The sequence below is a fragment of the Myxococcales bacterium genome (genome assembly GCA_016699535.1).
GTDB lineage: Bacteria > Myxococcota_A > Polyangia > Polyangiales.
Genome location: CP064980.1, coordinates 2,278,060 through 2,290,714, shown reverse-complemented (window position 1 = coordinate 2,290,714; position 12,655 = coordinate 2,278,060). Strand labels below are relative to the sequence as shown.

The following is a 12,655-nucleotide window of genomic DNA, read 5'->3' as shown; positions in this document are numbered from 1 at the left end:
GAATGCGACTTTATACAGGAAAAATCCCAACCATTGCCGCCGAGCTCGTCGATACGCTCTGCAAGAGTGGCGACATCGAGGTCGAAAGCAAAGAAGAAGTGCAGCTCGACTTTGAATCGGTCATGAAAGAATACCTGCGCATGGAGCGCAGCCTTGTCGAAGAAGCTAAGAACCGCATGGAAGCAGCTGGCATGGGCTACAGCAACCTGGGCCGCATCAAGAGCCAAGTGGCCAAAGAAAAGAGCCTACCTTCAGCGGACGACGCTCTTCCCTACTTGGTCCAGCAGATTTTGGAAATGCTATTTCATAGCAACAACGTTGCAGAAGTCTTTGTAGACGATACGGTCTTACGAAAGGCTATTACTCCCGTGATGCGCAAGCACATGGATGTGGAAGCCGACGTTGAGCGAGAAGTGCGCGACAAAATCAAAAACCTTGAAGAAGGCACCTCGACCTTTGAAATCGAATATCAAAAGGTCATGGAAGAAATTAAGCGCAAACGCGGCCTGGTTTAGAAGGAATGCTTCGTAGTATGACCGGTTTTGGCCAGGCGTTGGCCCCGCTTGGAAAAAGCCGTATCCAAGTGAATCTGCGCGCGGTCAATCACCGCTTTTTAGATTTACGTGTTCGTTTACCTCGCGCTTTGAGTGTGGCACAGACGAGTATCGAAGATCTTCTAAAACAAAGGCTCGTCCGTGGTCACATCGAGGCCACCGTAAGCATTGACAGTACAGGCAGTGCATCGCCTGCGCTCAACAAAGACGCTGTCCGTGATTTTTGGGAGCAGATGCGAGAGCTTCGTGATGAGCTCGATCCAAACGCAACTCTTTCTTTTGAACTGCTTCGATTGGTACCCGATTTATTCAACCACGAAGAGCAATGGGAAGAAAAAGCCATCGTTGCATCGATTGAGCAAGCCACCAAAGACGCCTGTGCTGAATTGGAAGCCATGCGAAACAAAGAGGGAGCAAAACTTCAAGAAGAATTACTCTCTTACTTCGACCTTATTCAAACACTTGCTAAAGACATCTCGGACCGACGTAACAGCTTAGTACCCCAACTTCGCGAGCGATATTTAACGCGTATTAACGAGCTTATTTCCGAAACAAAGCACAAGCTCGATGAAGGCCGGCTTGAGCAGGAAATTGCTATCCTCGTTCAACGCGGCGACATTGCCGAAGAACTTTCCCGGCTGAGCTCCCATGTCGTCCAAGGTCGGGCTCTGCTTGAGGACAGCACAGCAAGCAAAGGTAAAAAGCTCGATTTTCTGCTTCAAGAAATGGGCCGCGAGGTCAACACCATCGGCTCCAAGTCACAAGACGCCCTGATGGCCCAAAAAGTGGTGGATTAAAAACCACCTTGGAAAGACTACGCGAACAAGCGCAGAACGTAGTATAGTTAGTCCCCATGGAAGACTTGCTGCTCCTGATCATCTCTTCGCCTTCGGGTGCGGGTAAGACCACCCTGACTCGCGAGTTGCTTCGCACTTTCCCGGATTTCACCTTCTCGGTTTCGCATACCACTCGAAAAGCAAGACAAACCGAGGTAGACGGCAAGGACTATCACTTTGTCAGTCGCGATGACTTCCAAAAACAAGTGGATCAAGATGCGTTTTTAGAATGGGCTGAAGTGCACGGCAACTTCTATGGCACCGGACGTTCTGAACTCGATCGAGCCCGCAAACAGGGCAAACGTGGCATCTTTTTCGACATCGACTATCAAGGGGCACGGCAAATCAAAGCCGTAATGCCCCAAGCCTGTGGTGTTTTCATCTTACCGCCAAGCATGGAAGAACTGGAGCGTCGCTTGCGTGGCCGGGCCTCCGAAGATGAGCAAAGCATCGAAAAGCGCTTTAAAAAAGCACGCCTTGAAATTGAGCACTACGGATTGTTCGACTACCTTGTTGTCAACGACGATTTAGAGCAAGCCGGTGCACGCCTACGTAGTGTGATTTACTCCGAACTTTCGACGCGCAAGCGCATGGCAACACACGCCGAAGACTTGCTACGCTACGGGCGCCTTGAACCCAAAAGCTGAGCCTACTTATAGCCATCAGCCAAAACCATCGTGGCTTGCCGTGGGAAGAATCAACTCCACTTGGCGTATTAAGACCCCATCCATAGGGCGAAACACCTACATGCCCCCCTATTGTAACCCATGAAGATCTAACATCTTTTTCCAGGAGACAATTGGCACGAAATTCGCATTCCTAATTGGTACGGGAGGAGTCTATGCTTTACAGACTCACAACATGCATTCTGATTTCGTCTTTGCTTTTTGCCACCACAGGCTGTGGTGCACCTTTAGCCGAACACGACGATCAGGAATGGATCGACAACGACAACGAAGCTTCTGCCCTTGGCCTTGGCCCCGAGTTTGTGGAAATCAGTGCGATTCTGGAAGCGATTGCCGCAATAGCCGGCGGCGCAGCTTTGGCCGTAGAACTCGCCCTCGTTGCAGTCATCTTATTCATACCGACCTATCTCTACGTCAATTCCGGCCTTTTTGAAGAAAACCTCACAACGGTGAAGCAACTCTGGTACATGGTCGGCGCTTGGCGGCAAGTGACTGACTTGGCCAAAACGACCTTTGTGACTTGGTATCAGGCAAGCTTACAAGAACTGAGACTCGAGCTTGAACAAGCTGAAACCAACAGCAGCGACGTTGCTCCCTTAGCTTCCGCGTTTGCTCAGCTGGTTACACAGCCCGAACTGGTCGCAAACGTGGATAATGCCATTGAGGAGCTATCACACTATGAACTAAGTGGCGTCGCTGCTGAGCTAACAGAGGCCGTAACTTACTATCGCGAATATTCCTTGATCGCTCAAGCACACTTCCCTGATTTGCTGCTCGATGCAAGCTTTGCCGAGGAGTGGTTCCAAAACTATTGGATGGCATCCTCTGCCCTGGATCTGCACAAAGAAAACCGAGAGCTCGGTTTACCTCCAGGTTACAACGGTCAGCACGATGGCACCGGAACCGATCATCTCGCTGAAGACTATATGGAAAACACTTGGCTCGCAGCACGAATCAAAGAGCTCACAAAACATTTTGACAGAAGCATTCCAGATCTATGGGTCGGTGTTGCCAAGTGCCAGGATTTTAGCTTAGCAACGTTTACAGGAACGCGAGGTCCGTACGGCGTGGGCTACGGTCCGAGCAAACAAACTGCCATGCTAAACGCGATGAACCGACTCACCGATCCGCTAGGACCGAATGCCATGCGTATTCAGAACCACGGCTTTGATAGTGTCAGCAACGCTTGCAACAAGATTCCTCTCTTTGGCCAAAGCCTCAAAGGCCAAAGCTGCGTTGGATCGCAGTGCTTGTACAACTAGAAGATGAGCTCCAAAGCCTCTTGAAGCGTGCTCGCAGCTTGAATATGAAGTGAGCTAAGTTCTTTTGTTTGCTTCAAACTTTTCAACGTCGAGGCAGGGACGATTGCCCTTCGAAAGCCCAGCTTTGCGGCTTCGGCAAGCCGCAATGGCGCACGAGGAATCGAACGCACTTCACCGGTTAAGCCCAGCTCGCCAAGCACCACGGTATCGCGCGGAACCGGAACATCCCGCAGACTCGAAACAATCGCCGTACACAACGCTAAATCCATGGCAGGCTCATCAACCTTCAGGCCTCCAGCGACGCTCACAAAGACATCGCGATCGAGCACACTCAAACCAGCTTTGCGCTCCAGCACAGCAAGCAAAATCGAAAGACGATTGGTATCGAGACCATCGGCCACCCTCCGTGCCCCACCAAACACCGCCGGGGCAAGCAAGGCTTGAATCTCCACAAGCAAGGGCCGCGAGCCTTCCGCACTGGCAAACACCACCGAGCCCACGTTGTCACTGTTTCGTTCAGCTAAAAACAGCGCACTGGGATCGGGGACTTCAGCAAGGCCCTCAGCGCTCATATTATAGATGGCAAGCTCATTGGCCGGACCGAAACGGTTTTTCACGGAGCGTAAGATGCGATAGTTGTGGTTTTTATCGCCCTCAAACGACAGCACTGTATCGACCAGATGCTCAAGCACCTTGGGCCCTGCCAGCATGCCATCTTTCGTCACATGCCCAACTAGAAAAAGCGCGACGTTTCGGCTCTTTGCGTAGTCGACCAAGCGCGCCGTCACCTCGCGAAGCTGGCTAACGCTCCCAGCGGCGGATTCGAGCTCTTCGGCGCGCAAGGTCTGCACCGAATCGACCACCATCACCTCCGGCACTTGCTCCTCAGGAAGCGCTTCAAATTCGTTGAGCGAATTGCTGGCAAACACCCACACTTGATCGGAAGCATCGCCGCAAATGCGTTTTGCTCGCAATGCGATTTGCGTCTCCGACTCTTCTCCGCTGAGATAAAGCACTTTTGTTTTGCGTTGCGCCAAAGACGCCACCACCTGCATAAGCAAGGTCGATTTACCAATACCGGGGTCACCACCAAGCAGCATCACCGCACCTGGGACCAATCCTCCACCAAGAACCCGATCCAGTTCACCAAGTCCCGACGCGAGTCGCGGCGAAGTGTCCCCATCGATATCGCTAAGCTTTCGTGGACCGGTCCTCGGTGCTCCCAGACCACGAGATGGCCCCGATTTTAGTTGCGTGCGCGATATCCGCTCCTCAACAAGAGAGCTCCATTCGCCGCATGAGGGGCAGCGACCAAGCCACTTCGGCGAAGAAGCGCCACACTCACGGCATACGAAAACAGATTTTTGCTGCTTTGCCTTAGCTGCCACAGGCCTAAAACTGCACGCCTAAGACAGTGCGAAGTGTAAAGGCGTTATTAAGGCTAGGCTCTCCTGCAGGAAATTCGTTCGCGAGATAGCCGAGTCCAGAAAAAGGAAAGAGCAAACCATACTGCACAAGCGCAAAAAAGCCGTCAGTAAGGTCGGGACCATCCTCGCTACGATAATAAAGCGAAGCGTTGATCTCAATGCCAAGGTCTGGATCGTTGCCCCATGTTTGCAAGGGCGATGAAGCACGTGACCAAATCAAATCAAGACGTGCGCCCAACAGCTGCCCAAAAGCGCCGCGAACAAAATCATAGCTGATGCCCGGCTTGAAATAATACGCGCCGGAAATCCGTTGCATGATGTTGCGCCATAGAATCAAATCGATGCGATAGTTACGATGAAAACTCATGGACGAGATGGTGTTGTCCACCGATCCCAAGGTTTGTTGCTGCGTAAAGCTATCATCGCCCAGCGCCAAGCCTTCAACGTCTGAGTCACCCGAGGCAAAACCGGCGTTAAAATACAGACCGAGTTTTTCATCCAGCAAACGGTATTCGCTCTCAAAGGCGAAGCCAAACTGCAAAATGTTGTAGTCTTGTTTGTTAAAGGCAGTCAGGTCGGTGTTCTCGACACTTCCGAAGTTGAGTGATGCTTCGATTTCAAGGCGAAGCGTGCCCACGAGAAATTGGGCCCAGACATCGGGATTGAAATTTTCGTAGTTTCGTCGCACCAGATTCAGCGTGGTTGTGTCCACTGGCTCGACTGCACCAAGCCCACTGCCGCTCGCTTCGGAGGAAATAAACTGTTTACGGTAAGCAAAAAGCGCACCGGCATTCAAAACAGCTTCGCCGCGCGCTAACTTTTCTTTCTGTTCCACAGGATCCTCGCGCCGCGATACAGCAAACATAAACTGGTCGACGTCATCTTTTTGTCCCGCATCAAACGGAAGGCCCTGCAAGTTAGTCGGCTGGGTTTGATTGATCAGCCCCTCACCCGCAAAATCATACACTGCCATGAGGTATAGGCCTGCGATATTCGTGATGCCCATGATTCGGTCCACGTCCGTAGAAAAGTCATCGTCGATGCCGGCGCCACCGTTGTAGACCATGCCAAGGCCCCAATCGAAACCCATGCGACCAAAGCGCAATTCACCAAGCGCCCGGTTGCGGACCTCTGCCCACGCACGTCGGGCGATGATACTGTCTTCAAGCGAGTTTACACCGGCGCTAAGTGGAACCTGCGTCGAGTTGATGGCCTGCAAATCACCGGAGATGTTCGAAGGTGTTGAGCCAAGGACCATGTTGTCAAACACATCAATCCAAGCTTTTACCCGAACATCATCGCTGAGATTAAGTTCTGGAATCAAACGAAGACGCATGTTGGCATAGGAAAGCGTGCCGGTGTCGCAGCGACTGTTTCCAAATGCGCCATCACTGCATCCACCTTTAACATCAACGCCATCGCGGTTTTCAATGGGCCTGAAACGATCAAAGGGGGGATCAGCTGTTTGCCCCGGCGGCGGGGTGCGTCCCAACCAAAAGCCATCTTGATGCTCACCGCGTACGCGGAAATAACCATGCAAGCCGAACACTGGTTGTGGCGAAGTCCATGGCGTGGTTTGCGCCGCAGGATCGCTGTCGGCAGCAAAGCCGCCTTCACGAGCCAGACGATCAGCAGCCTCTCCAGGAGAAAGGAAACTGTCGTCTTCTTCCTCTTCGGTTTCTTCTCCGATGGGGCTCAGCGAATTAACATCCGGCATGTCCATCGAAGGTGCGCGAAGCGTTGGCGTGTCCTCGTCGTCGGCTGCCGCATCACCTGCTTCTTCGTCACTGCCTTCAGTTGCTTCGGTATCGGACTCGGCGTCCTCTTCAGAACTCCGCGCATCGTCCGTTTCACGCACCTGTTCTTTTTTCTCGACAGGCTTTTTTTGCTTAGCCTGTTGTGCCTCTGCAAATGCAGGGAAAAGAACCAACGCCGTGAAACCAATAAAGAATAGCCGTAACTTTGCCATAGTAGGCCGTCGAGTAACACGCCCGCAAACAAACGGTCAAACAGCAAAGAGGCCACGTTACGCTTCGCAGCAGGGACTTTTCGCGAGCTTTTCCCATCCGCGGCTTACGGCTTCGGAACTCGTCGTCCGGTACATAAGTACCCTCCTCCTCCTTCCTTCAGGCGCGCTCGCGCCTAGGAAAAGCTCGCGAAAAGCTATGTTTGGGAGGGAATTCGGGCGTTATTTGGGGTACGCGGGTTGGCAGAACTTCCTGGTTCCTTGGCGTGGGAGGCGGTTAATTCGGGGGGATGGGATGGCTGCGATAGGATGGCCTTGGTGATGGACACGTCTCGTCTAAAGGCTCTTGAGGGGCACTTGGAGCGCTGGGGAGCCTTTTTTATCATGGGGCTCGGCATGGTGCTCTACGCCCTTAGCTGGAGTTACCCGACGGTTTCCCTCGATGACCCTTGGCTTATTGAGAACAACCGCAGCCTTCAAAACTTAGACTTTGGCCTGAGCCTCCGGCTTTTTTCAGATCTTACAGTGCCCTTTCGCCTGCAGTTGGGCAGCGAGTATCTGCCGATTCGCGATCTGTCCATTGCCGCCGACTTTGCTCTCTTTGGCCAACACTACGGAGGCTTTCACTTTACGAACACCCTGCTCTACGGCGTGTTGTGTGCCCTGGTGTTTCTGCTGCTTGCGCGTTTGTTTGAAAAACGAAAGTTTGCCTGGTTTGGCAGTTTGGTTTTCCTAACCCACCCCGTGCATGTCGAAGCCGTTGCCTGGCTCTCGGAACGCAAGGGCCTGCTTTGCGCCGTGTTCATGCTTTGCGCAGCACTGCTTTTCTTAAAGCATTTGCGCAGCCCACGTTGGTGGACGCTTACGCTCGCCGCCCTGTGTTGCATTTTGTCGGTTTGGAGCAAAGCCATAGGAATCACCACGCCAGCCTTGCTTGCGGTTTTGGTGTGGCTCGAGCTTCCGAGCGCCGCGCTGTTTAAAAAACGAAATGCCTTTGCTTGGATCATCCTTTGTCTAAGTAGCACGGCAGCCTTTGTTCCTGTGTGGTGGGTGGGTCAAATGGTGGGCATGGTGCAAGAGCACCCAAGCTGGCTGCAAAAACTAAGCACCCTTGCTCTTTTGCACGGACACTACCTTTCACGCCTGGCGCTCCTTGGACCTTACGGTATCCGTTATCCTCTTGATCCAAACCATCCCGATGCCGTCATGCTCATCGCTGGTTTCTGTTTTATGGCTGCCCTCGCCGCCGTCATGCTTTGCAAACGCTGCCCCCCATTGCTACGTGCCGCCGCTTGGCTTTGGTGCATCTTCTTTGCCCCGGTCAGCCATCTGCTCACGCCTCTGCAAAACCTTGCCCAGGACCGCTACATGCTTCTGCCAAGCCTGGCCTGGGTTATTGCACTGTGCAGCATCGCTCCTTTTCTGCAGCGGACGCGACTCGGCTCGCTCCTCGCTGTTGCCTTAGTACTGATCCAATGCCTGCTTAGCTTGCTGCAACTCCCCGCCTGGAAGAGCAGCGAAGCACTCTACCGCCAAGCCCTCATTGTCGATCCCAAAAACGGCACCGCCATGATCGCTGTGGCCAACGAACTCGAAAAGCGTGGCGCAATCGATCAAGCATGGACCTGGCTCGATAAAGCAGAACAATTACCTCAAAGCAAAAGCCGCGCTTATCTTCACAAAGCACTCATCGCTCGCAGCAAAGGCGACCTCGCCATGGCCCTAAAGCTCATGCATCAGGCAGCGCAGGACAAAAACAACGACAAGGCACAAGCAAACTATGCCCTTATGCTCCTCGGAGCTGGCGAAAAAGAAAAAGCGCGGCATTGGGCCAAGCAAGCCATACGTACTCGCCCGCTCATTGAACACAATCAACGAAGCCTTGGCATCGTCGCGCTGGAAAACAGAAACTTTGCTGTTGCCAAACAAGCTTTCAAAACTGCCCTGCGGCTCAATCCGCAAAACCCCATCAACCATAAAAACCTGCAATTACTGCACAATTCTTCGCATACCTCGCCTTAGGACCCGAGGACATCCTTCGCTCGTCGAATCGCGCTGGACAAGGCACAAATATTGGTTCACCGTGTAGAGCACTCACGGGAGGCCCTATGTCCACGTCTACTCCGCCCGCACTTCCGACCCGTTTTGTGGTTGGTGTCGATTTCACCCAAACGAGCGAGAACGCTTTGGTTGAAGCGATTCGTCTGGCCAAACGCTACGAGCATGGCGAGCTGCACGTCACCCACGTGTTAGCCGTGCCCACAGGCAGCGCTGAGGCAAAACAAAGCGATGCCATGTTGGCCCACATCGAAGCCGCCACGAAACAACTTCAAGCCCTTGTTCTTGATAAGAGCAACGAGTTTTTCCCAACCAGCGATTGGGAGCAAGACACTGTGATTCACGTGCGCATTGGTGATGCCGCAAAACAGCTTCATCAAGTGGCCGTGGACATCGATGCCGATTATCTTGTCGTGGGCTCACACAGCCGCACCGGAATAAGCAAACTCATTCTCGGATCGGTCGCCGAAGAACTGGCACGCATTGCCCATCTTCCAGTGCTGATTGCGCATCCGAAGGAACTCAAGGGCATTGACCGCACACCCACGGTGCAGGCCGCACGACCTGGCAGCAGCAGCCAGTTGCATCTCACAAACAGCGTTCGTTTAAAACTACGCCTTGGAAGCCGTCCTCAACACATCAGCGGTCTTGTTTAACTGTTCTTTTGAGCAACCGCACATCTTCCATTCTTGATGCAACCCACGATTCTTCTCTTTGATCTCGACGGCACTCTTGTAAACACAGGTGGCGTCGGCCGAAAAGCATTCAAACAAAGCCTTGCGCATTGCTATGGTCGAGACGACGCGTGCGATAGCATCGAGTTTGCAGGATGCACTGATTTTGCCATCATGCGCCAAGCACTTGAAGCCATCGAGCAAGAGCCAAGTCCTGAGCGAATACAAAGCACCTTGGATGTCTACCTTGGTTTTTTAGAAGAGCGGCTTCAGCACGCCTCTGACTATCAAGTGCTTCAAGGCGTTCGGCCCTTACTGGATGCGCTCAGCACGCATAGCCATCTTGCACTCGGCCTTGGCACCGGCAACGTGGAAAAAGGCGCAAAACTTAAACTCGCCCCGGCCAAGCTCGATGGTTTTTTTAGCTTTGGCGGCTTTGGATCCGATGCAGAGGACCGCACGCTGCTCTTGGACATTGGCAGAACTCGCGGCGCAAAAAAACTCCAACGAAGCGCAGCTGAGTGCCGAACCATCGTCATCGGCGACACACCGCGGGATGTGATTGCCGCCAAAGAGCTCGGAGCCGAGGTCATTGCGGTTGCAAGCGGAGGCTATGATTTGAGCACACTCGCTAGCTATGCGCCCACACACGCGTTTGAAACGCTCGATGAACTTGCCATCGAACTATTAATCTAAACTTAGATCATTTCGTTGGTAAGAGCCGTTTCTAAGTCCTCAAAACGATGAAACACAGTGCCTGCGGTATAAAGCTTAGAGAGGCAATAACCCTCTGGCACGCCGAGCCATACTTTGCAGTGTTTGCTTAAGGCATTGAGCGCATTAAGAGTTCGGTCGCGTTCTTCATCCGGAAGCATTCGCAACATGCTAAGCACAACCACCTCAGCACCACTCTTTTTCACCACATCTTCAAGCTCCGAGAACGGGACATCTGCACCCAAAAACACGGGCTCGATCCCGCGTGACGCAGCGATGAAGGCACCAATCAAAGCCCCAAAAGTATGAAAGTGTTTTTCCGGCCCTGCAAAAATAATCTTTGGCGCCCCTGGATGCGGAGAAAACTGCCGAAGCATCGTGCAAAGTACACTGCCAAGTTGTTGGGAAACAAGATGCTCTTGGGCAATCGAAAAGCGGCCCTCACTCCACTCTTTTCCTACGCGGTGAAGCAAGGGAATTACCACTGAAAAAACCGTATCGCGCGCCGAGAAAAAAGCCGCAGACCGTCCCAGAAGCTTCATTGCTTCAACGCCTTCAAAACGTCGCACAGCGTTAAGATAATCATAAATGACAGAGTATTGGGCTTCATGCGCAGGCTCAGGTCCAAGAGCCTGCTCCTGAAGTTGTTTCAGCTCAGTCTCCCCTAAACGAGCAATCTTACGAATGGGATGCCCTTGCTCAGTAGCTTCACGCATAAGTATCAGTCGCCGAACTTCGCTTGCAGAGTAACGCCGCGCGCCGCCATCCGTTCGCTCAGGCGTCACCGCTTGATAGCGCCGCTCCCACACGCGAACCGTATCGGCACTCAGTCCGGTCAGACGAGCAACCACGCGCATTGGATAAAGACCTTCATTTTCATCTAGCATGCTCAGCGGCTCCTATTTGCCCACTGCACAGTTTTCCCTGGTGCAGCGTCCGGTCCATTTAAGGCGATTTTTCGCAAATTTACCATAGGACCAATTCAGTGCTGTTTCTACACCAGCCAGACGACTTAGCGCCACGAGACGCGGAAAACCAAGCAGCGTGTACATCTGCCGAAAGACCTCAACGCCAACCAGGATTTCACCGCTGGGCAGTCGAGCGTGAATTTTGTCCATCAATTCGCTCTGAGATAAACCGTAGGATTCAGCATTGAAATCCGGCGCTGCAATATCGGTAAATTTCACTTGCCCATGAGTATTTCTCCGCTTCGCCCAATTCACTTCCCGAGCGCACAACGGACACTCCCCGTCGAAAAACAATTGCAATTTCCAGGACTCGTTTTGCGTTAGTTTGTCCATATATTATATAGACAGCATGCGCTGCTTTATGAAAATTGCAAATCACACCCTTTCTGGCTTGTGCGACAGCCCGCGATCGGATCAAGCACAAAAGCTTGACTCAGACGTCGTTATGAATGCATCGCTTGCGCTTCTTTTTCCAAGACAAACGCAGCATGCGGATAGCTCAATCGGCTTCCCCAATGCACCGTTCGGGGTGGCGTCATTGATTTTGCCAAAGCAATCAGCTCATCGTCGCTAAAAGCGTACATAAACCCCGCTCGACCTGCGTAGGAATAGCGCTGATTTTTCTCTGTGGGGCTACCGTAGGTTAAGGCCTGAGCCATGGTGCGCCCGACGCGACGCGCTCGTCCTATCTTAGGCACCGTCGTGCTTTGCTTATAGCTAAACAAAATCGGACCATCGCCCGTCACGCGCACGCACGCTTCGAGCAGGCGTGCATGGTGTTCTGGATCAATGATATGAGAAAAACTCGACCATCCTAACACCACGGCATCGTAGTGCTCGTTGGCAAAGATGCTTGCTGCACTATTTCGTCCATCCAAAACAGCATCGCAAAACTCGGCGTAGGACGTGCGCGCACTGCGACGAGCGCACAAGCGAAGCTCATCTTGTGAATCACGTCGTGGATCAAAAGCATCGACCACGTAGCCTTTAGCCGCCAGCCACTGCGCCTCTCGACCACGTCCGGCAGCCCCCACTAAAATCGTCGCTGGAGCTTTCGGAAGCTCCGCCAAAAACCAAGGCTCCTCCCACGAGTGAAGCTCCTCGCCATCACGCACCCGGCCATCGTAAAACATGTGCACCAACTCGCTCTGCTGCTCCGCACTAAGCCACACTTCCAAAAACCCGCCCACAGCATCGCGCACACGATTCGCAAAACGCTCAACCAAACCGTCCAACCACAAGTAACACTTCAATAAAAACGCAATCATTTTAGGAGACCGTTCCTGCCTCTCAAAGCGCCCGTGCATCCAATCACTTGCAAGGCAAGTTGGACCAAATTCATAAAAAGATAAACAGCCCTCATTAGAGCATTTTCCAATCAATTGTATTGGAAAAAACTCTAGGCTCGATCACCTTCGATTCAGCCCAACTTGCTCTCTAAGCCTATGAAGTCAGCGGCATACCAGGACGCAAGACCCCTACCTTCAAACCTTCAATGGGTAATTCTGTC

At 52.7% G+C, this 12,655-nt stretch carries 12 protein-coding genes; 7 read left to right on the top strand and 5 right to left on the bottom strand.

Annotated features, from left to right (window positions below; genetic code table 11):
• The first annotated feature begins 2 nt into the window (after nucleotides 1–2).
• The 4 genes from IPJ88_10835 (at nucleotide 3) to IPJ88_10820 (ending at nucleotide 3,338) form a co-directional block, all read left to right on the top strand.
• Nucleotides 3–515: a DUF507 family protein gene (locus IPJ88_10835; GenBank protein QQR88732.1), complete on the top strand. Its 513-nt coding sequence runs from the start codon at nucleotides 3–5 to the stop codon at nucleotides 513–515.
• A 17-nt stretch (nucleotides 516–532) separates the two neighbouring features.
• Complete coding sequence (locus IPJ88_10830; GenBank protein QQR88731.1) at nucleotides 533–1,351, top strand: YicC family protein; 819 nt, start codon at nucleotides 533–535, stop codon at nucleotides 1,349–1,351.
• 56 nt (nucleotides 1,352–1,407) lie between these two features.
• Nucleotides 1,408–2,037 (top strand): guanylate kinase, encoded by a 630-nt coding sequence (gmk, locus tag IPJ88_10825; protein QQR88730.1) that lies wholly within the window; start codon nucleotides 1,408–1,410, stop codon nucleotides 2,035–2,037.
• Nucleotides 2,038–2,231: 194 nt separating this feature from the next.
• Nucleotides 2,232–3,338, top strand: a complete 1,107-nt coding sequence (locus IPJ88_10820) for a hypothetical protein (GenBank protein QQR88729.1) — start codon at nucleotides 2,232–2,234, stop codon at nucleotides 3,336–3,338.
• Here IPJ88_10820 and radA read toward each other — a convergent pair.
• Both radA and IPJ88_10810 read right to left on the bottom strand, forming a co-directional pair.
• Nucleotides 3,335–4,726 (bottom strand): DNA repair protein RadA, encoded by a 1,392-nt coding sequence (gene radA, locus IPJ88_10815; GenBank protein QQR88728.1) that lies wholly within the window; start codon nucleotides 4,724–4,726, stop codon nucleotides 3,335–3,337. The genes IPJ88_10820 and radA overlap by 4 nt on opposite strands.
• Nucleotides 4,727–4,730: 4 nt before the next feature.
• Complete coding sequence (locus IPJ88_10810) at nucleotides 4,731–6,734, bottom strand: TIGR04551 family protein (GenBank protein QQR88727.1); 2,004 nt, start codon at nucleotides 6,732–6,734, stop codon at nucleotides 4,731–4,733.
• Between the two features lie 315 nt (nucleotides 6,735–7,049).
• On the opposite strand from IPJ88_10810, the gene IPJ88_10805 reads away from it, so the two are divergent.
• The 3 genes from IPJ88_10805 (at nucleotide 7,050) to IPJ88_10795 (ending at nucleotide 10,159) form a co-directional block, all read left to right on the top strand.
• Entirely contained in the window at nucleotides 7,050–8,753 is a 1,704-nt protein-coding gene (locus IPJ88_10805; GenBank protein ID QQR88726.1) for a hypothetical protein, read from the top strand.
• An 86-nt stretch (nucleotides 8,754–8,839) separates the two neighbouring features.
• Nucleotides 8,840–9,445: a universal stress protein gene (locus IPJ88_10800; protein QQR88725.1), complete on the top strand. Its 606-nt coding sequence runs from the start codon at nucleotides 8,840–8,842 to the stop codon at nucleotides 9,443–9,445.
• A gap of 33 nt (nucleotides 9,446–9,478) precedes the next feature.
• Nucleotides 9,479–10,159 carry an HAD hydrolase-like protein gene (locus IPJ88_10795; protein QQR88724.1) on the top strand — a complete coding sequence of 227 codons (681 nt, stop codon included), beginning with the start codon at nucleotides 9,479–9,481 and terminating at the stop codon, nucleotides 10,157–10,159.
• 2 nt (nucleotides 10,160–10,161) lie between these two features.
• Here IPJ88_10795 and IPJ88_10790 read toward each other — a convergent pair whose 3' ends face one another.
• From IPJ88_10790 to IPJ88_10780, 3 genes are all read right to left on the bottom strand, one after another.
• The gene (locus tag IPJ88_10790) at nucleotides 10,162–11,064 is read right to left on the bottom strand and encodes a MerR family transcriptional regulator (protein ID QQR88723.1); all 903 of its coding nucleotides are present in this window, start codon (nucleotides 11,062–11,064) and stop codon (nucleotides 10,162–10,164) included.
• A 12-nt stretch (nucleotides 11,065–11,076) separates the two neighbouring features.
• The gene (locus tag IPJ88_10785) at nucleotides 11,077–11,478 is read right to left on the bottom strand and encodes a DUF393 domain-containing protein (protein QQR88722.1); all 402 of its coding nucleotides are present in this window, start codon (nucleotides 11,476–11,478) and stop codon (nucleotides 11,077–11,079) included.
• Nucleotides 11,479–11,588: 110 nt separating this feature from the next.
• Nucleotides 11,589–12,413 carry a class I SAM-dependent methyltransferase gene (locus IPJ88_10780; protein QQR88721.1) on the bottom strand — a complete coding sequence of 275 codons (825 nt, stop codon included), beginning with the start codon at nucleotides 12,411–12,413 and terminating at the stop codon, nucleotides 11,589–11,591.
• Nucleotides 12,414–12,655: the final 242 nt, after the last annotated feature.